The 21087-nt window shown below is 41.4% G+C and carries 23 protein-coding genes, 1 tRNA gene and 3 pseudogenes; 9 read left to right on the top strand and 18 right to left on the bottom strand.

Annotated features, from left to right (window positions below):
• Positions 1 to 42 precede the first annotated feature (42 nt).
• From MBUR_RS14035 to MBUR_RS14240, 4 genes and pseudogenes are all read left to right on the top strand, one after another.
• Complete coding sequence (locus MBUR_RS14035; RefSeq protein WP_198003766.1) at positions 43 to 624, top strand: AlbA family DNA-binding domain-containing protein; 582 nt, start codon at positions 43 to 45, stop codon at positions 622 to 624.
• A 405-nt stretch (positions 625 to 1029) separates the two neighbouring features.
• Complete coding sequence (locus MBUR_RS00805; protein ID WP_011498332.1) at positions 1030 to 1482, top strand: hypothetical protein; 453 nt, start codon at positions 1030 to 1032, stop codon at positions 1480 to 1482.
• Between the two features lie 78 nt (positions 1483 to 1560).
• On the top strand, positions 1561 to 2322 hold the full coding sequence (locus MBUR_RS00800) for a hypothetical protein (protein WP_157196602.1): 762 nt from the start codon (positions 1561 to 1563) through the stop codon (positions 2320 to 2322).
• A 190-nt stretch (positions 2323 to 2512) separates the two neighbouring features.
• Positions 2513 to 2854: pseudogene (locus MBUR_RS14240) on the top strand (transposase); the annotation flags it as partial.
• On the opposite strand, the pseudogene MBUR_RS13245 reads toward MBUR_RS14240, so the two are convergent.
• A pseudogene (locus MBUR_RS13245) lies at positions 2851 to 3405 on the bottom strand (transposase); the annotation flags it as partial. The pseudogenes MBUR_RS14240 and MBUR_RS13245 overlap by 4 nt on opposite strands.
• A gap of 333 nt (positions 3406 to 3738) precedes the next feature.
• Between MBUR_RS13245 and gpmA the strand changes: the two are divergent.
• Both gpmA and MBUR_RS00785 read left to right on the top strand, forming a co-directional pair.
• Positions 3739 to 4446 carry a 2,3-diphosphoglycerate-dependent phosphoglycerate mutase gene (gpmA, locus tag MBUR_RS00790; protein ID WP_048063114.1) on the top strand — a complete coding sequence of 236 codons (708 nt, stop codon included), beginning with the start codon at positions 3739 to 3741 and terminating at the stop codon, positions 4444 to 4446.
• A gap of 271 nt (positions 4447 to 4717) precedes the next feature.
• A pseudogene (locus MBUR_RS00785) lies at positions 4718 to 5710 on the top strand (IS5 family transposase).
• Between the two features lie 243 nt (positions 5711 to 5953).
• Here the strand turns inward: MBUR_RS00785 and MBUR_RS00780 are convergent.
• The 6 genes from MBUR_RS00780 to MBUR_RS00755 form a co-directional block, all read right to left on the bottom strand.
• The gene (locus MBUR_RS00780; protein ID WP_052286168.1) at positions 5954 to 6421 is read right to left on the bottom strand and encodes an APC family permease; all 468 of its coding nucleotides are present in this window, start codon (positions 6419 to 6421) and stop codon (positions 5954 to 5956) included.
• Positions 6422 to 6496: 75 nt separating this feature from the next.
• The gene (locus MBUR_RS00775; RefSeq protein WP_011498330.1) at positions 6497 to 7084 is read right to left on the bottom strand and encodes a DedA family protein; all 588 of its coding nucleotides are present in this window, start codon (positions 7082 to 7084) and stop codon (positions 6497 to 6499) included.
• A gap of 140 nt (positions 7085 to 7224) precedes the next feature.
• The gene (gene dapB, locus MBUR_RS00770) at positions 7225 to 8016 is read right to left on the bottom strand and encodes a 4-hydroxy-tetrahydrodipicolinate reductase (protein WP_011498329.1); all 792 of its coding nucleotides are present in this window, start codon (positions 8014 to 8016) and stop codon (positions 7225 to 7227) included.
• The gene (dapA, locus tag MBUR_RS00765; RefSeq protein ID WP_011498328.1) at positions 8013 to 8888 is read right to left on the bottom strand and encodes a 4-hydroxy-tetrahydrodipicolinate synthase; all 876 of its coding nucleotides are present in this window, start codon (positions 8886 to 8888) and stop codon (positions 8013 to 8015) included. Before dapA ends, dapB begins: the two co-directional genes overlap by 4 nt.
• A 19-nt stretch (positions 8889 to 8907) precedes the next feature.
• Positions 8908 to 9102, bottom strand: coding sequence for a 30S ribosomal protein S17e (locus MBUR_RS00760; protein ID WP_011498327.1), 195 nt, complete (start codon positions 9100 to 9102; stop codon positions 8908 to 8910).
• Positions 9103 to 9221: 119 nt separating this feature from the next.
• Entirely contained in the window at positions 9222 to 9512 is a 291-nt protein-coding gene (locus MBUR_RS00755; RefSeq protein ID WP_011498326.1) for a hypothetical protein, read from the bottom strand.
• Between the two features lie 136 nt (positions 9513 to 9648).
• On the opposite strand from MBUR_RS00755, the gene dinB reads away from it, so the two are divergent.
• Positions 9649 to 10713, top strand: coding sequence for a DNA polymerase IV (gene dinB, locus MBUR_RS00750; protein WP_011498325.1), 1065 nt, complete (start codon positions 9649 to 9651; stop codon positions 10711 to 10713).
• Between the two features lie 13 nt (positions 10714 to 10726).
• On the opposite strand, the gene MBUR_RS00745 is transcribed toward dinB, so the two are convergent.
• Complete coding sequence (locus MBUR_RS00745; protein WP_011498324.1) at positions 10727 to 11488, bottom strand: heparan-alpha-glucosaminide N-acetyltransferase; 762 nt, start codon at positions 11486 to 11488, stop codon at positions 10727 to 10729.
• 75 nt (positions 11489 to 11563) lie between these two features.
• Positions 11564 to 11977, bottom strand: a complete 414-nt coding sequence (locus tag MBUR_RS00740) for a Zn-ribbon domain-containing protein (RefSeq protein ID WP_011498323.1) — start codon at positions 11975 to 11977, stop codon at positions 11564 to 11566.
• 197 nt (positions 11978 to 12174) lie between these two features.
• Between MBUR_RS00740 and MBUR_RS00735 the strand changes: the two genes are divergently transcribed.
• Together MBUR_RS00735 and MBUR_RS00730 are read left to right on the top strand one after the other, a co-directional pair.
• Positions 12175 to 12249, top strand: a tRNA-Met gene (locus MBUR_RS00735).
• Between the two features lie 203 nt (positions 12250 to 12452).
• Positions 12453 to 13772 (top strand): signal recognition particle protein Srp54, encoded by a 1320-nt coding sequence (locus tag MBUR_RS00730; protein ID WP_011498322.1) that lies wholly within the window; start codon positions 12453 to 12455, stop codon positions 13770 to 13772.
• Between the two features lie 69 nt (positions 13773 to 13841).
• Here the strand turns inward: MBUR_RS00730 and MBUR_RS00725 are convergent, their stop codons facing one another.
• The 9 genes from MBUR_RS00725 to mbhE are packed head-to-tail and all read right to left on the bottom strand — an operon-like array spanning position 13842 to position 21020.
• Entirely contained in the window at positions 13842 to 14087 is a 246-nt protein-coding gene (locus MBUR_RS00725) for a hypothetical protein (protein ID WP_011498321.1), read from the bottom strand.
• 7 nt (positions 14088 to 14094) lie between these two features.
• Positions 14095 to 15147 carry an L-threonylcarbamoyladenylate synthase gene (locus tag MBUR_RS00720; RefSeq protein WP_011498320.1) on the bottom strand — a complete coding sequence of 351 codons (1053 nt, stop codon included), beginning with the start codon at positions 15145 to 15147 and terminating at the stop codon, positions 14095 to 14097.
• Positions 15148 to 15183: 36 nt separating this feature from the next.
• Positions 15184 to 15531 (bottom strand): monovalent cation/H(+) antiporter subunit G, encoded by a 348-nt coding sequence (gene mnhG, locus MBUR_RS00715; protein WP_011498319.1) that lies wholly within the window; start codon positions 15529 to 15531, stop codon positions 15184 to 15186.
• Entirely contained in the window at positions 15528 to 15794 is a 267-nt protein-coding gene (locus MBUR_RS00710) for a cation:proton antiporter (RefSeq protein ID WP_011498318.1), read from the bottom strand. The genes mnhG and MBUR_RS00710 overlap by 4 nt, the downstream gene beginning before the upstream one ends.
• The gene (locus MBUR_RS00705; protein WP_011498317.1) at positions 15791 to 16285 is read right to left on the bottom strand and encodes a Na+/H+ antiporter subunit E; all 495 of its coding nucleotides are present in this window, start codon (positions 16283 to 16285) and stop codon (positions 15791 to 15793) included. Before MBUR_RS00705 ends, MBUR_RS00710 begins: the two co-directional genes overlap by 4 nt.
• On the bottom strand, positions 16282 to 17823 hold the full coding sequence (locus MBUR_RS00700) for an NADH-quinone oxidoreductase subunit M (RefSeq protein ID WP_011498316.1): 1542 nt from the start codon (positions 17821 to 17823) through the stop codon (positions 16282 to 16284). Before MBUR_RS00700 ends, MBUR_RS00705 begins: the two co-directional genes overlap by 4 nt.
• Entirely contained in the window at positions 17820 to 18242 is a 423-nt protein-coding gene (locus tag MBUR_RS00695) for an NADH-quinone oxidoreductase subunit K (RefSeq protein ID WP_011498315.1), read from the bottom strand. The genes MBUR_RS00700 and MBUR_RS00695 overlap by 4 nt, the downstream gene beginning before the upstream one ends.
• A complete protein-coding gene (locus tag MBUR_RS00690) occupies positions 18235 to 18654 on the bottom strand; it encodes a monovalent cation/H+ antiporter subunit B (protein ID WP_011498314.1) in 420 nt (139 codons plus the stop codon). Before MBUR_RS00690 ends, MBUR_RS00695 begins: the two co-directional genes overlap by 8 nt.
• The gene (gene mbhE, locus MBUR_RS00685) at positions 18654 to 21020 is read right to left on the bottom strand and encodes a hydrogen gas-evolving membrane-bound hydrogenase subunit E (protein WP_011498313.1); all 2367 of its coding nucleotides are present in this window, start codon (positions 21018 to 21020) and stop codon (positions 18654 to 18656) included. Before mbhE ends, MBUR_RS00690 begins: the two co-directional genes overlap by 1 nt.
• Positions 21021 to 21087: the final 67 nt, after the last annotated feature.

The raw sequence follows: 21087 nt of genomic DNA, 5'->3' as shown, positions 1-21087 counted from the left end.
ATCAATCTCGCAGTAACATTATCGGTGGCGGTAGCTGGATTCGTGTATATACGGCACCACAGGGAGCACCTGCTGGATCAGGCGGTCATAAGGTTCATTGAAATGAATCCTCGGTTCTTCAAACGATACCATGAACAAACAGATCCCTCTGAGAAACTGCTGAAATTAATCAATAAGGGAGAGGGACAAAAACTGGAGTTCAAGTCCACCCTCAGGATGAATCTGCATACGTCAAAACCCGATAAACGGATCGAACACGCGGTCACAAAGACGATCGTAGCATATCTGAATTCCAATGGTGGTCATCTGCTGGTGGGTGTCTGTGATGACAAGACCATCCTGGGTATCGAGGAGGATAACTTCCAGAACAACGATAAGTTCAATCTGCATTTCACAAACCTGATAGGACGCAGTATAGGCAATGAGTTCCTGCCCTATATCGACTCGGAGCTGGTGAACGTCCAAGGTCGGTTTGTACTGAGGGTGGACTGCAGTCCCAGTGACATCCCCGTATTCTTAAAAGAGGGCGATAAGGAGGAATTCTACATACGCTCAGCGGCGGCGACCATCGAGATATCAGGGCGCAAACTCATAGAGTACATTGACCGCCGGTTCAGGACATGATGGACAGGGAAGTGGACCCCAGAAATAACCAAGGAACTTTCTCAAAGGGCTTATTTTCTTCTCCAGTATTTCGTTAGATAGAATAGAACTTGTGACAATAGTAACATATAAAAATCAGATATAAAAGAGATTATATCATTCATGGATTTTCTTTATGTACCTGCCTGTAAATAGGATTTTGCAGAGCCCATTTTCTAAGATATCTATTTGGCATCATTGTGAGGCGGCAATTTGTTCTTATTCGAATCATCGGACCACCGATATTTCAAAAACCCAGTCCAACTATCGGAAAGTTTATGTATTATTCGTGCATTTATCGAATTGTACATTGGCAGAGAACTTTGAGTAGTTTCTTGACAACTGATAAATCACTACCCTAAAATATTACATCATTTTATTGCAGATATGAAGTTTATTGAAAGGCTTTTTGGGAAAAAGCAGGAAAAGAAAGAATCGCATTATGTCGTTTTTGAATTAGTTGAGCTTTCGAGTACTGTCAAGGCTGAAATCAAAAAGCAGGAAGAAATACTCAGACCTGTTATCAAAGACAAATTCGAAGGAATAAGACTGTCCCTCGAAGAGCTGGATGAGTTAAAGAAAGATCTTCTTAAAGCAGATCCGATCGAGGGAGCAGGCAAAAGAGAGGAAAAACTTGGTGATTCGAACAGGGACAATATTGTTTATAACCTGAAGATCATCCACAATAAAGTGAAAATCCCTGGGAACAGTTCCCCTGTTGTGGCTGCTGAGTTTTACATGGATGCAAAATCCACACTAAAGATTGGCCTGGACAATACTCGCAGAAGCCTGATGTACATAAAAGTACTCTATCCGCAGGAGCACCAGAAAATAAACTAGGGACTTGCAGACCTCGAAGATGCACTTGACGAACTATATTCCTCTGTTATGGAAGGAAATGAAAGGATAGAGAATTTAATGAAGATTGCAGAAGAAGTATCAAATGTCAAAAATATCCAGAATGAGATGAAGAAAAGCACAATAAAGTTACTCGAACTGGATGAAAAATACGAATCTGCAAAGAAAGATCTATCCGATTATAATTTGAAGCTGGTGGAACTCGATAACAGTAGGGAGCTCGAGATGACAAAGGATCTTGAAAACAAGATCAGAGACCTGGATACAAAAATAGCTGATATTAGATTGGAAGCACGAAGATTATTCACACCTCTCTCAAAAGCCATTTCCAGAATGGAAAAACAGGATAAAAATGAAATATACGTGCTTTCTCTGGAGAACAGGGAGATTCTTAAGGCAATTAATGAAGATCCAGCTTATGCTATCGAATATGATCTCGGTCCATTTCTTTCAGAACTTACCAACAGGGTAGAGAGTGGAGAACTTGGCTTGAAGGATCAGATTTGTAATAAAGTTCTAAAACAGAAACAGGTACTGAATGACAAAATGAACACATCATTACTTGTTGAACAAAAAAAAGACTATCTTTCTGAAAAGGATAAACTGACCTCGGAATTAAATGGTCTCAGCATTTATCGGGAACGAGAAAAAATTGAAAAAGAGATAGAAGCTCACCAGGTCCTGATAAGGTCTGCAAATAGCAATATTCACTCGGAGAGGATGCATCTGAATAATCTCAAAGAAAATCTAGAAAGAATAAGATCGGTGCTTCTTTTAGATGTAAGGCATTTTTTTGGTGATAAGACGGATGTCAAATACTAAAAGTGGGCTCTGTAGAAATCCATTGTTTTAATAAAAATTAATGGGTGTAAAGCTCTGTAGAAAACCTATCAAAACCAACACCTCTAGACTGGAATTGAGATTATAATCAAATATCGTGCAACACATCCAACAATATTTTTAAATTTGATTATTGTCCGAATATTAAGGATTTCTACAGAGCCCAAATGATTATGTGATGGATAAAGGTTACGATTCTGAAGATATACATTCTCTTGCAAGGGAAAAATTAGAAGCAATCGCTATGATTCCTTTGAGACAGAAGAAAAGAAAGAAGATCAAAGGTAAGTACCGTAGAAAAATGAGATGGGAATTTGATGAGGAACTGTAACATAATAGAAATCTGGTAGAAACGATGTTCTCTGTCCTGGAAAGAAAATATGGCGAAGAAATTAGGGCAAAAAAGTACTGGAATCAGCTAAAAGAAATTAAATTCAAATTATTAGTGCATAACCTTGACAGGTATGTCAGGGTTATTTTTATTGTTCAAATGAGGTTTTCTACAGAGCCATAATTTGATCTACGAGTTTTATGACATTGCTTTAGCAATGTCATCGCATGTTTTGAATCGTGTACAGGTTTACCTGATATCTTAAAACCAGTGACAATAAACTTATCAGTATCAACAGAAATACTGGTTTTCAGGAATGATCTGCGTTTCTTTCCTGTTCTCCACGAATAATAGTAACTACAATGACCACTAGTAAATCCACTCGAATCAATGGCAGTAATCTCAATCTTTTCACCATGAGAATAAAAGAGCTTAAGTGTTTGCTGTAGCAATTCACTGAAATAAACAGAATTGAGTCTTGTGACAAATTTATGAAGCGTAGTAAAGTGTGGAACCTGTTAAATTCCTATTCTTGATTTGACCTCATCCATTAAATCTACAAGTTCAACAATATCTCTATAATCTTCATTCAGATATTCTTTCAATAAAACCAATGTCAATAACTGATGTTGAGTATATTTTCTTTTGGAATACTTGCAACTATAGATCTGAAGGTGTGAGTTACCTGATACAGCTAGTGCGGTATCAACAAACTTTAAATATTTGTTAGACAAAACACAATCATCCCCTTTGTGTTTTCTGTGATAAGTAATACTCAGGGGATAATCCTTTTTAAAATTTTATGTGAAAATCAAATGGAAAATAGGTTTTCTACAGAGCCAATATACGATTCAGAGAATATCCATTTTCTGATTAATAAGATCCCTGAAGCAGATTCAATAATTCTCTTAATATATAGAAATCTAAGTATAATAATGGGGATAAAAGAGAAGGTTAAGTAAAAGATTCGACGAATATACTATAAATTAAAATTGCTGAAACAGTTTTCTCAGTCCTGAAAATATATTTTTTTTAAAAAATACTGGTAACAGAGAAGTGATATTATAATGATTCAATTAGTTCTTTTAAGGCATGGAGAAAGTATCTCGAATAAAGAAAATCGTTTTACTGGTTGGGCTGATGTTGATCTATCCAACAGAGGTATTGTCGAAGCCAAAGATGCAGGAAAGATTCTCAGGGAATCCGGATTTGTTTTTGATCTGGCATTTACCTCTGTTCTAAAGAGGACAATTAAAACATTATGGATCGTGCTGGAAAAAATGGATTTGATGTGGATTCCTGTTAGAAAATCGTGGCATCTAAATGAACGACACTATGGAGCACTACAGGGATTAAATAAGGAGGAGTCTCTAAAAATAGATGGGGAAAATCAATTGCTCATTTGGATAAAAAGTTATGATACAAGACCCTCTGGACTCGAAAAAAATGATATGCGATATGCAGGCAACGATCCAAAGTACAAAGATGTGGATGGAAAAAGGATTCCGGTTAGTGAAAGCTTAAAAGACAGTGTTGAACGAGTTTTGCCATACTGGCATCATAATATAGTCCCAATAATAAAGTCAGGCAAAAAAGTACTCATAGTTGCTCATGGAAACAGTTTAAGAGCTCTTATAAAATACCTTGATGACATCCCTGATGAGGAGATTGTAAAACTTGATATCTCTACTAACATTCCACTTGTCTATGAGCTTGATGAAAATCTGAAACCCATAAAACATTATTATTTGGATAATTCAGGAGTTTGCAGATAGTTTCTATAACAACAAAGGTGTACATTTTAATTAACCCAAGCTGCAGCAATTGGTTAGATCAGGGCTAATGCTGCTGCATTTATCTTTTGAGTTTTTACAAAGCTAATATCAGATTGCAATAGATGGGGCAGCTTTACAATGGAAACCAAGGGCTTTGAATATCAGTCGCTAGTAGTATCATTATCTGATTGTATGGTATTAATTCTAGAGAATTCCGATAAACCTCGAAAACAGACGCAATATTTATAATATATTACAATAATTTTGTATTATGTCCTTAACAAACTTTGCTTTTAAAGAAGAGTACAAACGTCTTGAAAATCTCGGTGACAAGCTCTCTGAAATTGAATCTCTCATCGATTGGAAACCATTTCGTCCAATTATAGCAGAGATGTATATCAATAAAACAGAGTTCGGTGGCAGACCAAACGTTGATGAAATCGTCATGCTCAAAATGTTAGTATTGCAACAATGGCATGGACTATCTGACCCTGAACTTGAAAGACAAGCTACTGACAGAATTTCCTTTAGGAAATTCTTGGGTCATGTTAAATCAGAGATTTAACAGGAGTTGCAGATTATCAATCTGCAACAATTTCCTGCAAAAATTCCAGATCATACTACTGTTTGGGCATTTAGAGAACGAATTGCTCAATCAGGAAAAGAAGATGAAATCTGGAATGAAATGCAAAGACAACTTGATAAGAAAGGTTTGAGGATCAAACAAGGTATGATTCAGGATGCAACATTTATACATGCTGATCCAGGACATGCAAATCTTGATACTCCTCGTGGAAATGAAGCAAAGACCAGAAGATGTAAGGACGGTACATGGACAAAAAAGGCATCTAAGTCACATTTTGGATATAAACTACATACCATTGAAGATACCGAATATGATCTGATAAGGAGATATAGGACAACTACTGCCTCAGTTCATGATAGTCAGGTGGATCTTTCTGAAGAAGGCGAAGTTGTTTACAGAGATAGAGGTTACTTTGGTGCAATTTCAAAAGGATATGATGCAACTATGCAAAGGGGCGTGCGAGGTCATCCTATTGGTATTAGGGATAAGATGAGAAACAAAAGAATAAGCAGGAAAAGAGCAAAGGGAGAAAGACCTTATGCTGTTATCAAAAATGTGTTTACGTCAGGATTTGTAAGAGTAACAACGTTGGCAAGAGTAAATGTCAAAATGGCGATTACAGCATTCAGCTATAATCTCTATCAATTGAGGACAATAAGAAGAAAATCATTAGGATGAATAGCGGTAGCTATTCAAAAAAGTTGGAAAGTATATATATGAAGATTAGGACAGTACTGGAAATAGAGAGAAATACTCAAAAAATCAGCCGAAAAAATTTGCTTTGAAAAAATCAGCAGTTAATCGCAATTCTCTCTAATATGTTTTTTACCTATGAAATTTGTGGCCAATGTGACAGAGATAGCCTATCCGGATCGATAAAGAACAGGCCTGCAAGAGCAAATAGTATGAGTATGCCCACTTTTATTGAAACAATAAAAATCTCTGATCTGCCCAAGCTTTTGCACCTATGAAGTTACTGGCTGTAAAAATAAGTATTATCGCTGTAGCAAATATATTCGACCAGATATCAGGCGATCTGGATGGTAGAAAGGTCATCGCATAAAGGGAAAATCCCTTTGCATACAGCGCCAGTCCGAATATATATCCAATCCAGAGAAGAATATTTAGTCCACCGCTTAAATTTCCATCACCAAATCCCCTTATAAGAAACTCTGCAGGTCCACCTGCAGAAGGGTATCTTGCTCCTAATTTTGCATAGGAATCAGTACTTAAAAGGACTACCGTTCCCGCAATAATGAAGGATATATATACAGCATCCCCCGATATCTGAGTTACAACCCCAAATATTGAGAAAATCCCTGCACCAACCATTGCACCAACACCAATAGAAGTAGCTGACCACAACCCCATTGATTTACTTTCAGCCATTAGAAACCCATAATAAATCATGCGCATTAATTATAAAAAGTAATTCACCCAGAATACTAGTATAACATACACATTTTAAAATTTTTTCTTAGAGTATATGCTTATAGCTATTCCAAATAGTCCTACTACAATAAAAAATATAATATGACTAAAGATACCAACTTCAGATATCAGATTTCTGAGATTATTGTGGAAATGGTACCCAAGAAATATCAGAGATGGATAATAGATCAACAAAGCCAGTAGATCATAAAACAGAAATTTTCGCCATGCAACATTTGCAGATCCTGCAACAACAGGGCCAAAAAAACGAAGACCCACGATTAAACGTAATACAAAAACCGTTTTTCCATCATGGGTTTGCATTAAATTTTCATACTTGACAATCTTTTTTTCATTAATATTACGATTAAGATGCAAAAACAATTTACTGCCATTTTTACTAAGCCAGTATAGTAATATGTCCCCGGAACAACCAGCAATCAAGCTAACAACAATAACAATCCCTAGATTACCAAAACCCAGGCTAACAAAGTACCCTATAGTAAGGAGAAGAACTTCTTCTGGTAGCGGTATAAAATGGCCTAGAACAGCAAGAGTAATGAAAATTCCTGCATATGATAAATGCTCTAAATAAGGTATTGAGAACTGCCCATCTATCATTATAACTGAATAAGTAATTGCAGGCTTAATAAGTCTGGCTCTGTATAAGTCCTCAGATATGCCATAAACACAATCTTGACATATCTGTCAAGGGTGTGTATCAATATTTTTAACTTCTCATTTCTGCAGACTGAAAAGGATTAGGAGCCCAGTATATCATCCATTGTGTGGATGCCTGGTCCTGCATTATTTATCCATATGGCTGCTTTTACTGCGCCTGATGCGAATGCATTTCTGGAATGTGCCTGATGCTTGATCTCTATCCTTTCGCCATCCCCGGCAAAGAGGACTGTATGATCGCCCACGATGTCTCCTCCGCGAACTGCATGAATGCCGATCTCTTTATCCCTTGGCGCGAGACCTTCTCGTCCGTAAACAAAGTCCTTACCACCCAGAGTCTCACTGATGACCTCTGCTGCTTTCATAGCAGTTCCGCTTGGTGCATCTTTCTTCTGGTTGTGGTGGGCTTCGATTATCTCTATATCATATTCTGAAAGGTACTTTGCGGTTTCCTGAAGTATCTTGAAAAAGACATTGACACCAACTGAATAATTTGGTGAGATTACTGCTGAGGTGCCGTTTTTGATTATAGCACCTTCGATAGTGGCACGCTGTTCATCGCTGAATCCGGTAGTTCCTATGATCAGGTCAACTCCGGCTCCAGCTACTACTGGTGCGTTCGCAACGGTTGCAGGGGCAATGGTGAAATCAATGACAACATTGGTCTTTGATTCTTTCAGAACGGTTGCCATGTCCGCTACATCAGAGATGTTCACATCGAGCTTCCCGGTTTGTGCAACTTCTCCCACATCCTTGCCGATGTTCATAAGATCGAACGCGGAAGATAACTGAATTCCTTCCATCTTGATGATGTTCTCAATAATGAGCTTCCCCATTCGTCCGGAAGCACCTGTAACTCCTGCGTTTATCATTGTAGACACCCGAGTTCTTTAAGGCAATTTGCAAGAAGCTTATTATTTTCAGCACTGATCGGTGCAAGAGGTGGTCTTAAGTGACCTGCATTGAGGCCGACAAGATTCATTGCACGCTTTATTGGCACTGGGTTAGTTTCTGTGAAAAGAGCACGTATAAGTGGAGCTATTTCATAGTGCAATTGCTGGGCGGTTGCCGTGTCACCTTCGTTGAAGGCATTGACAAGCCTGCTCATCCTGTCCGGCACAATGTTGGCTACCACGGATATAACACCACATCCACCGATACTCATTATGGGCAAGGTAAGTCCATCATCTCCTGATGTGACCTTGAAATCCTCATCCATTGTGTTTTCGATTATCTGTGATGCTTTGTCAAGATTGCCGCTTGCTTCCTTGATCCCTACGATATTATCGATCTTGGCAAGCTCTGTGATAACTTCCAGTGAAATGTCCTGCCCTGTACGTGATGGCACGTTATAGAGCACAATCGGTATTTCCACTGCTTCTGCTATTGTTCTAAAATGGGATATAAGTCCCGCTTTGTTCGGTTTGTTGTAATAAGGAGATATTACAAGAGCACCTGAGGCTCCGGCCTCTTCAGCGTGTTTTGTTAGTTCCACTGCTTCAGCCGTATTGTTCGAGCCAGTGCCGGCAACTACCGGTACGTTCGCACATTCTACTGCGATATCGATGACCTCCATGTGCTCTGCCGTGGATAATGTGGCAGATTCGCCTGTGGTACCACAGACAACTACGCCGGTCACTTTGCCATTCTCAGCAAATTCGATATTCTTTATCAGACCCGTCCTGTCGATGGTGTCATCCTTCGTGAACGGAGTTATAAGCGCCGGTAATACTCCTTCGAACATAGCGTTCCACTTCCCTGACTTAAATTAATTTTGGATATCTGATCTTGCGGGTAACGTAACCTGCTACACGGTTTCTGATTACTTTGCCCTCGATAGTTGTGTATTGGGAGACGAGAAGCTTGTTCTTGTCAAAATCGGTTGTAAAAACGTCTCCATAGTTCTCGACCAGACGGAATGCAATGTTCTTGATATGTGTTTGTCTAATATTTCCCATTTAAGTATCTCCAGTAAATTTAGATAGATATGATTAAGAGTATCGCCTTATAGAAAACCTTTCCATTTATATCTTTTGGATTGGAGGTATCTTCGAGTGCTTTATTTGTAGGTGCATACTCAATTTATATCGCTCTTTCCCAGAAGGCGTTCGGTAGTGTTCGCTTCATTGAATACATTTTCGCGTACTCCTTTGCGGTTTATGTAAAGGCCTATGAACACTATCACCAATCCTATCTCAGCGTTGATCTCTACTACGATGGTGCCTAGTAGTACTACAGTGGATGCAACAATTCCTTTAATTGCTCCTTTTCTGTATGAATCTAATCTTGTGCGGCGAAATATCCTGATATCACGAAGTGTCAGGAAAAGGACTACACAATATGCTGCAATGGCTATGTATCTATACATTGTTCATTTCCTATAGCTCGATACGTTATGAATCCTCAATGTCCTTTATGGATTAAATCCTTTGCTGAATGTCTGCTAATGTGCACAACCATTTTCAATCATGTTGTTTATGATTGGGGCTGGTGAAGCTATTAAAATGATCTTTCATATTGATATGGACAGCTTTTATTCATCCGTGGAAGTAGCTGCAGATCCTAAGCTTAAAGGGTTGCCTGTGGTGGTTGGCTCTGATCCGTTGCAAGGGGTTGGCAGGGGTGTTGTAAGCACTTGTTCCTATGAGGCACGTGAGTTTGGAATAAAGTCAGCAATGGCCATATCAAAAGCATATCATCTCTGTCCTGAAGCTGTATATCTGCGTGTTAACATGCCTTTGTACAAGAAGGTCTCCAACTCCATTATGGAACTGCTTAGAAACTATTCTTCAAAGTTCCAGCAAGTAAGTGTGGATGAAGCTTATCTTGATGTTTCCTATATTGTTTCCGGGTTTGATGAAGCTAAAAAACTGGCTATGCAGATAAAAAAAGATGTCTTCCAAAAGGAGGGCATCACCTGTTCTGTCGGTATCGGTCCTAATAAGTCTATTGCGAAAATAGCATCAGATTTCCAAAAGCCCGATGGGTTGACAATAGTTAGCCCAGAGAATGTCAGGTCTTTCCTTTATCCTCTGGACGTTTCTCGAATCTCGGGTATTGGTAAAAAAACGAGTGTGATGCTGGGGCAGATGGGGATCAGGACGATCGGGGAACTTGCTATACATAATGTCCAGGATTTGCGTGAGAAGTTTGGTAAGTTCGGCCTGGTCATGCATCAGCTTGCCAATGGTGTAGATGGTCGGAAAGTTCAGGAAAGTGGGGAAATAAAATCTATCAGTAAAGAGGACACTTTCGACAAAGATACTTCTGATATGGAATATCTGGAAAGTGTGGTGGATACTCTCTCCGAGCATGTGCATACTTCCCTCTCAAAGAAGAAATACTTGTTCAAGACAGTTACAATAAAGGTCAGACTCGAGGATTTCACAACCTATACAAGAGCGAAAACACTTGCCGCACATTCCGATGACCTTGTCACTATCAGAAAAACAGCAAAAGGGTTGCTTCAGGAATTCAATGGAAAAAATAAATTACGCTTGTTGGGAGTAGGTGTCACAAAATTGGACAAGCTGGATGAAAGGCAGACCCGACTTTCGGATTTCTTCTGATTATCATAATATTTCATGGAATGAACTGGCTTAGGTCTGCAAATCCTGTAATATAAAAGATAGCTATCAATATTGGTTGGTGGAGCAGATAGATTCGCAGTGATCGTTTTCCCATATATGTTAATACCTTTATGTGAGTAAGTTCTGAAATGTCCGAAAGGATAAACTTTCTTTTGTATTGCGGATAAAGCACATTTCCTGTGAAAATACCCATTAGCATGACTCCGAACCATGGAATTAGTGGGAAATAATCGTATGATCTAAATCCTGTTGGCTGGATGCCTATCCATAACAACCACGGTTGTTCGATTGTAATTGTTCGTAATGGTATTCCGGCGATAATTGTTAAAAAAGCTGCTACCAGACTTGCAGACCGTTGCTTTAGAAATGGATATGAAAGTATTATGGCTACTCCTATGAAATGGAGCGCTCCGAATATGATAATGCCTTCTCTCAAAAAAATATAGCTTCCGGCAGTTATTGCCATCCCCCATAAAAATATCTTAGATCCTCTTTTTACATATTTTATAAATTTAGGCTTGGTCTGCTCCATCTCAAGTTGTTTTGAGAAGCTTAACGTGAGTGAGATCCCTGCTACGAATATAAATAAAAATGCTGCTGCTCTTCCTATTAGAAAAACCTCACCTGTTCGTATATCATTGTCATAGTAACCGAAATAATAAAGATCATAGAGCAGATGGAAAAAGACCATCAATGTGATGGCTATTCCTCTTAGGAGGTCGATCTCCCATTTTCTTTCATAGGTTTTTGTCATCCACTCTCCAGACTTCAATAATACCCACTTGAAATGAAATGGTTGTATCAATGATTGATTAATGCAATTGCTGTTTCAATTGTGTTTTTTCTTTTTCTTCCTGAATGCAGATGAGAGATCGACTGCGTATGTTCCATCCTGCTTGATGGCCATGACTATCTCTTCCCTTTCAAAGAGTGAGTTCAGGTTCAGTTCATAGGACCCAGGTCCGAGTATTCTTACGGACTCAACACGTTCTCCTTCTTCTTCAACTGTTTCTCTTTCCTTATGTTCAATACCGATGATGTCATCTATTTCCCTGATGAACTGTTCTGCCGGGATGTCGTCATCGACGCTGTCCACTGTCTCTGGCTGTACTTGGACCTCTTTTTCAGGTTCCATGTCCTTCACATAAAGGAACTTGTTCCAGCCACAGTTAGGGCAGCCGCTTAGAATTACTTCGGCTCCGTCTTCGAATATTTTTTCACATCGGGTACATTTGTGTGGCATCTGTTCACCGATTCCCTATTAGTTGCGATATATTTAAAGATTTATGGCATGGGATAGTTCATTATCCTCTTCTTCTCCTCTGGCGTAGGGCAAAAGTAGTTTCAGGAGGCAGGTTGTACGCAAACTTTATATGCCAGTGCGCAGTAGTAGGGTTGCAAGCGTGATTGACTCACACTGTGCATGAATAACTCACTCTTAGCGGGGTGGGGTAGCCAGGAGATCCCGACGGGCTCATAACCCGTAGACCGATGGTTCGAATCCATCCCCCGCTATTCAATCTACTATTTTTATCTATTATCTTATCTATTATTAATTTGGTTTTATATCTTTGTTCTGGTTCTATAAGTTTAAATATTTTCTGTTTTAATTACTATTGTTTTCAAAAGGTTATTAAATAAAGCTCACCTCTTTGATTCAGGAAATCACACATTATATCATACTTTATTTTATATAAATTTCACAGGATGATTATTATATGGTAATGGATAAACTCGGCAGTTCTCTTCAGGACGCTTTAAAGAAACTGGTCGGCGCTGGGCGCATCGATGAAAAAACGGTCACTGAGGTCGTAAAGGATATTCAAAGAGCATTGTTGCAGGCGGATGTCAATGTCAAGCTTGTAATGCAGATGTCCAGTCACATCAAGGAACGTGCCTTGAAGGAAGAAGTTCCGCCTGGAATGAACCCACGTGAGCATGTCATCAAGATCGTTTATCAGGAACTCATCAGTATCGTAGGCAGAAGCGCTGATATTCCTCTGAAACCTCAGACGATAATGATGATTGGTCTGCAGGGCAGCGGTAAGACCACTACGACTTCCAAACTATCCCGCTATTTCCAGAGAAAAGGACTTAAGCCTGCTGTCATTTGTGCGGACACGTTCCGTCCAGGTGCATATCAACAATTGAAGACCCTTTGTGACAAATTGAACGTTCCATTCTACGGCGAGGTAGGTAATCCCGATGCCGTGGGGATCGTGGAAAGAGGATTGGCAGAACTTGGGAAGAACGATGTCCTTATCGTGGACACGGCAGGTCGTCACTCTCTGGAAGCTGACCTCATCGATGAGATGGAACAGATCCATGAGATTGCACAACCGGATTACAAATTACTGGTCCTTGATGGTGCCATTGGTCAGCAGGCAAGCGAGCAAGCAAGGGCTTTCAATGATTCTGTGGGTATTTCCGGAGTTGTCATCTCCAAACTAGATGGTACTGCAAAAGGTGGTGGGGCATTGTCCGCTGTCTCCGAGACGAATTCCGCCATTGCTTTCATTGGTGTGGGTGAAACCCCGGACGACCTCGAGAAGTTCGAACCGGATCGGTTCATTTCCCGTCTTCTTGGTATGGGTGATATCAAATCACTGATCGAAAAGGCAGAAGAAACTCTTTCTGAAGAGGATATTGACATGGAGGCCATGATGCGGGGCCGTTTCACTCTCAAGGACATGTATTCACAGCTTGAGGCAATGAACAAGATGGGTCCTATGAAACAGATCATGCAAATGCTCCCTCTTGGTGGTATGGGTGCTAAGCTTTCAGATGATGCTTACAAGGTCACCGAGGATAAAATGAAAGGTTATCGTGTTCTCATGGACTCAATGACTGAAGAGGAACTCCTCAATCCAAGACTTCTCGGTAGTTCACGTATCAAGAGGATCTCCTTGGGTTCGGGTAGCAGTCCGGATGCTGTGCGGGAACTTCTAAAATATTATAAGATGATGCAAAACGCCATGAAGGGGCTTCGTGGTGGTAAGTTCAACATACAGAAAATGATGAAAAAGATGGGAATGTAAGTGTTGTAGTAATTAAGTAAGTTCGGAGGGATGTGCCTCCGAAGTTCCTATTTTATTATTAAATAATGATCATGGCTGTTGTTTTCTAAGCTCATTACGTGCCATCATATTCGTACCGAATACATAGACCATAATAATGAATCCGAGCCACATGAAGTGTTTCCCTATCTCGGCTTGATTAAAGAATTTGAGCAAAAGTCCTGTGCCGAGAACCAGCATGTCCGCCGTAGCTATCTTTTTGTTTCTTTTTGTAATTGCATAGTATTCCTGCTTTGCAATATTGTATTCCTTCTTTTCTGTTTTCAGTGGAGACACTTCCCTATCATATTTTTATTATCTCGTCTGCCGCTTTACGTAGTCGATTAAATATGGCAGCTCCTATTCCGTCTGTTTTTAATGTCCCATCGACAAGGATAATATCAATTTCTTTATTATCAAGATGTCGCAGACCCATAAATATACTACGGGCTGCTTGGTTAGGTTCATCTTTTTTGCCAAGTGAATATGTCACATCAGAGTTTATGGAATCCAATATCTCTTCAGTTGCAAGAAGTCCCACTCTTTTCCCTTTTTTGTGGCAATTCGTTATTAGATTCACCATTGTATTTTCAACACTCGCCGAGCTACCTTCTATGAGTATTACTTTTGTCTCAGGTGAATAATGTGTGTACTTCATTCCCGGTGATCTCGCAGTCTCGTTTCCTTCAAGGGTCTTGTCGGTATATCCAATTTCTACGTTCCCTGCACATTCTCTGATATCTTCTGCACTGACTTTTCCTGGACGCAGGATCGCTGGTATATCTCCGGTAATATCCACTACCGTTGATTCCAACCCGATTTCGACCATCCCTCCGTCTATTATTGCATCTATTTTTCCTTCAAGGTCTTGTGTGACGTGTTCAGCACTTGTGGGACTTGGTCGTCCGGAAGTGTTGGCACTAGGTGCCGCCAATGGTGTACCTGACCTTCTGATGAATTCAAGTGCAATCTCATTGGCAGGCATTCTCAAACCAACTGTGTCAAGTCCGCCGGTGGTAATTTCAGGCACTACTTTCTTTGCTTTGAGGATGAGGGTGAGTGGTCCTGGCCAGAATTCATCCATGAGCTTGAACGCAGTTTGTGATATATTCTTTGCCAGGTCGTTGCACTGGTCTTTGCTGGCAACATGGACTATGAGTGGATTATCTGCTGGTCTTCCTTTTGCTTTAAAGATCTTCTTCACGGCATCAGGATCCAAGGCATTTGCTCCAAGACCGTAGACCGTTTCTGTGGGGAATGCAACGATGCCACCTTCTTTGATGATGTCTGCAGCCCTTGTCAATTCTTCTTCGAAATTGTGGCTGTCAGCCCGAATGACCAGTGTTTTGTTACTCATAATTAATTGATGGACCTTTTCGTTTCTATATTTCCATCATTTATTGTATTCTTTGCCGTATTCGTCAATGACGGACTCTTTACAAAGGCCTACTCCGTGCCTGTGAGCGGCTCTACCTATCATATGTGCGGCAACTGGTGCTGTGAGCAGAATGAAAAAGCCAACTGTTATGGCTTTTACTCCTATGGGCTCAAGTCCTAACTTTGCCACAATACTTAACATTACTCCAAATGCACCGAGTGTGCCTATCTTGGTGGTAGCATGTAAACGATTATATACATCAGGCAAGCGGATCAATCCTACCATCCCAAGGAATACGAAGAATGCTCCTACCAAAAGTAGAAATGTGCTGATGATATCCTGAATAAGTCCTATCTCTATCAAAATACAGCCCCCTCATCAAGATATTTGGAAATGGTCACTGTTCCTACAAAGGAAATTATTGCAAGGACCAGAGCTACGTCCATGAAGAACGCAGATTCTTGCATGTATGAGTAGATGCCCAGTATAACAATTATTACGGTCGTCATTGCATCAACTGCGATAACACGGTCAGGGATCGTCGGGCCTTTGATCACTCTGTATATGCATGGTATTATGGCAATGACCATGAATGTGATCGAAATATCAAATATCAGTGAATTCATTCGAATGCCTCCAGTACATATTCTTCAAGATCATCTCTGATAGAATCACAAAGTCCCTGTGGATCAGATGCATCGATGGCGTGCACATAAAGCACTTCTTTGTTGTCTGAAACATCAATTGTCAGTGTTCCCGGGGTAAGTGTGATCGTATTGGCGATGGCAGTTATTCCCGTATTTGTCTTTGTACGAATTGGGACAGCAATTATCCCCGGTTTTATATCCATCTTTGGCTGAAGGATTATCTTGGCCATCATTATATTGGCTTTGATAATCTCTATGAAAAGGACGTAGAAGAACTTTATTAACTTCGGTATCTTCCTTATTACTTTCTTGTATGAGATCTTGTTCTCAAATCCATAGAGTGGCCTGAAAGGTCTGATCACGATAGGGCCAAGTAATGCCCCTATGAGGAAGTTGTTTAAGTTCACCGTTCCGTGGACAAAACACCAGATAAGCCCGAAGAACATCGAGTAAAGTATATATCGTTTCATCTGACCACTCTCGTCATAACTGCATCGATGTATGGTTGCGGATCGATAAGTTGTTCCGCGATCGCCTGTGCAAGAGCTATGAGCGGTTCTGCATAGACTCCGAAGATAAATACGAGAGCTGCGAGACTCACTATCGGAAGGGCTATCATCAGCGATGGTTTGTGTGAGGAATATTCGCCATATTCTTCAACGTCTCTGGTCTCTCCCCAGAACATCAACAACCATGCCCTGAACATATAGAACAGGGTGAACACTGCAAAGAACAGTGCGATGGCAACGGGTATGTAGTATTCTGCACGAAGTCCGGCATCAAAGAGAATAAACTTTGCCACAAATCCTCCCATTGGGGGAAGACCTGCAATGGACATTGCACCTATGAGGAATGCTATGCTCATAATGGGGGAAGTCTTGTTCATTCCTCCCATATGTCGCATGTCCCTTGTGCCCGCATGGTGGATTATGCCTCCGGATGTCAGGAATAACATGGACTTTGCAATGGCATGGTTTGCCATATATACAAGTGCTGCTGCCAGCGCATAGACTGAACCGATACCAATTCCAAGGAACACATACCCTATCTGGCTTACACTTGAATATGCAAGCAGTTTTTTAACATCATTTTGTCCTACTGCGGAAACCGCTCCGATTATGATGGTCACAAGTGCGAGCAGGATTATTATGGGTTGAAGCAGGAACAATGCATCCCTGAATATAAGGAAGAATATTCTCAGGATCCCATAGGCTCCTACCTTTATCATAACACCGCTAAGCATGGCACTGATTGGCGAAGGTGCTGTGGGGTGTACATCGGGGAGCCAATAATGCATTGGGAAGATGGCTGCCTTATTTCCGAAGACAACTATGAATAGCAGTGCAATGGCGTATATATGCCATGGAAGTGTTCCGGCAGCGCTCATGGTACTGATCTTGACCGACAGGTCTGCCATGTTAAGAGTTCCCACTGTGGCATAAAGGGAAGCGACTGCAATTAGCATGACAAAGGAGCCTATCATGTTCAGTATAAGATACTTGAAAGTGGCTTCCATTTTGTCGGAACTCTTTGTCACACCACCTTTTTCGTTGGCGATGACAAGTCCGCAGGAGGCTAATAGCAGTATCTCAAAGAATACGAACATGTTGAAGATATCGCCTGTGAGGAAGGTTCCGTTCAGACCAGCCACAAGAAGGTTGAACAGGGAGTGGTAGGTTGAGTTCAGTGACCTGCCTTCAATGTAATCAAGTGAATAGAGCAATGCAAGGAATGATACTATCGAGCTTAACACGACCATTCCTGAGCTTAACAGGTCTGCTACAAGCACAATTCCATATTTGCCCCATTCTCCTACTTCATAGACCTGAATTCCTCCGTTCCAGACTTGCAGGAGCAGTATGATGCTTATCAGCATCATGGCAAGCGATACCGATACATTGAGCCATTTCTGCACATTTGCATTCGAACGCAGGAATATCATAAGTGCGGACATCAGTATCGGCACTGCTACCAGGAGGATGGGCAGGTGTGTCATTGATATGTTCATCCCCACAACCTCCTCAGCTCACGTATGTCGGTAGTTCCGTATTCCTCGTATATCCTGTATGCGAGGATGAGTATGAATGCAGTCGTTGCAAGGCTGATGACAATGGCTGTAAGTACGAGTGCCTGTACGAGCGGGTCTACAAATTCGACATGTGTTCCTGCGGAAACTATGGGGGCTAATATCCCCTCTGCAATATTGTCGTTGTAGATAGTGCCTGTTACTTCTCCGCCGTGTCCTGAGCCGGTTATGATGGGTACTTTTCCATTCTCGAACACACCAGCTGATACTATCAGCAGGTTCACTGCATGGGAAAGTACTGACAGCCCGATGATGACCTTTATCATGTCTCTCCTGAGTATCAGGAATGTTCCAATCCCAAATAGTATGGATATGGTGAGGGTAAGTATAAAATTATTCATTATCGTCACCTACGTTTTTGAATATGAATAGCAGTGAACCTATCACTACAAAATAGACGCCGATGTCAAAAAGACCGGCAGATACAAGCTCGATCTCTCCGAAAAGGGGGAGGTGCACGAATTCCACGGCACTTCTGAAGAAATTGTGCCCGAACATCATGGCTGAAAATGCTGTAAAGGAGGCAAGGGTCAGGCCGAAACCAAACCATTTAGCCCAATCCGGGTTGAAGAATGTCTTTATGTCTTTCAATCCGAAGACGACATATGCAAGTGCGATCACTGAAGCGAACATAACGCCGCCGATGAATCCTCCGCCTGGATTGTTATGGCCTGCCAGGAGCAGGGAGATGGAGAACAGGATCACAAGTGGGATGCATATCTTTGTGATGGTCTTTGTTATTATAGTCGTCATTATTCCTCACTCCTGCTGTGTATAAGGTTATAGACACCCAGTGCTGCAAGGCACAATACGGATATCTCTCCCAGGGTATCGTAACCTCTGAAGTCCACGATTATGACATTGACTATATTGTGACCGCCTGCAAGGAGGAAGCTGTTATCTATGAAATAGTGGGACAGTGATGCAAAAGGATCAACTATGCCTTGTGTTGCATTGAGTAGTACTACAAATACACTTGCAGCGACGGTTATTGCAATAAGTATGTCTCTTGTGAATACCGATATGGATATCTTTTCCTTATATTTCTGGGGTATTTTGGTTATTGCCAGCAGGAATATTATGGTGGATAGGGTTTCTACTAATATCTGTGTCAAGGCAAGGTCCGGCGCTTTCAGATATATGAACAGCAGGCTGACGCCATAGCCAAGCGCTGAGAGCGCAATGATAGATGGCAGATATGTTGGTAGAATTGCTGCTGAGAGTGCCGCTACAATGAGGAGCAATAATAGTATTGCTTCATAGGGTGGTATGTCGAAGTTCAGTTGTGATGGCATTATATTGGTTGCAAGTATCGCAGCCGGGATCGCTATCAGTGCTATCATCAGCAGGAGCATGGCGCTCATGTATAGTTTTATATTTCCTGTCTGGCTTCTCGAGGAGAATCTGAATGCATTGCCTTTCGCGGAATCAACTGCACGGTCATAATAGTAATTGATGCTTATCCGGGGGTTCTTCATGTTGAAGTTATCCTGCCATGCTGCTATCCTGTCGTATTTTGTGTATATCAGGATACCCAGTATGAATGTCACGATAGTCATCATCAGAGATGCGGTGAACCCATGCCACAGCTTTACGTGCAGATGTGCAGTTTCCAGAAGGATGCCTGATACTGCCGGTTCGATGATGTAATGTGTGGGTAATGATGGGATGACTCCGAACAGTATTACGAGGAACGCCAGAAATGCCGGTGGGATCAGCATTGTCATTGGTGGTTCATGTATGTGGTGTGGGATAGCGTTTTTGTCACGTTCTCCCAGGAAAATCCCGTCAATGAGCTTTATCGAGTAGGCGAATGTGAAAACTCCTCCCAGCACAGCAAATGCGGGGATGAGAAATGTGAATATGCCGCCTATGGAGGCTCCCATCTCGATGGAAGACTCGTAGAACATTTCCTTGCTGAGGAAACCGTTAAGTGGCGGTATCCCCGCCATGGCAAGGCCGGCAATACACGCTATTATGAATGTTATGGGCATCTCACGCCGCAGACCTCCAAGCTTTCTTATGTCTCTTGTGGCTGCTTCGTGTGCCACTATTCCTGCGACAAGGAAGAGGCAGGCTTTGAAAGCGGCGTGATTGAGGAGGTGGAATGTAGCTGCTGCGACACCAATGCCAGGTTCGTGGTGTGTGGTGTATCCGTACATTGTCATCATGTATGCAAGCTGACTGATAGTCGAGTATGCGAGGATACCTTTGATATCTGTCTGCCTGAATGCCAGAAATCCGGCAACGAGCATTGTGATGATACCTGTGCCGCTTACAAGGATAAACCATGCTTCAGTTCCTGAGAATATCGGGTGTATCCTTGCGACAAGGTATATGCCTGCTTTTACCATCGTTGCAGAATGAAGGAATGCACTGACAGGCGTGGGGGCTTCCATTGCATTGGGTAGCCAGATGTAGAACGGTCCCTGTGCAGACTTGGCTGCTGCACCAATTAATATGAGTATCAGCGTTATAAGGAAAAGCTCGTGTTCTTTGATGGCGTTTATCACTTGCGGATCATTTAATATGGCTGCCAGTTCAAATGAACCGGTGATGTTTCCGAGTAGAAGGAAACCTGCAAGCATTGCAAGTCCGCCGGAGGCTGTGAGCAATAAGGATTTGGTGGCACCGTATATAGATTCGGGTTTGTGTCTCCAGTATCCGATGAGCATGAAAGATGTAATGCTGGTAAGTTCCCAGAAGATGAACAGCTGGATTGTGTTTCCGGAAAAGACCATTCCTATCATGGAACCCATAAACAGTAAGAGATACTGGTAGTATCGTGTAAGGTCTTCTGTTCTGGACATGTATCCATTGGAGTAGGACATTATCAGGACGCCTATACCGGATGCGATAAATCCGATCATCGTTGCAAGCCCGTCTGCATATATAGTAAAGTTTACTCCTGCTGAAGGTATCCAGGATATCGATCCCTGGATGATTTGTCCTTCTATTACTTCAGTTGCTGCCATGCCTATGAGGGCAAAACTGGCAAGTGCTGTGGCTGCCGCAAACCAGCCTACACGTTGCTTTAACAGCTTTTCCATGACGGGTACTAACCCTGCAAATATGAACGGCAGGAATATGGCTACCGTTATCGCATTAAATGAATCCATGTCTCCTCTCTAAGCAAAGTTCCTATATATAACTGTTTTTAATTACAGAGAATTCCGATAAACCCCT

The sequence above is a fragment of the Methanococcoides burtonii DSM 6242 genome (assembly GCF_000013725.1).
GTDB classification, from domain to species: Archaea; Halobacteriota; Methanosarcinia; order Methanosarcinales; family Methanosarcinaceae; genus Methanococcoides; species Methanococcoides burtonii.
The sequence above is the reverse complement of the archived record's forward strand: the minus strand, read 5'-3'. Positions and strand labels throughout refer to the sequence as shown.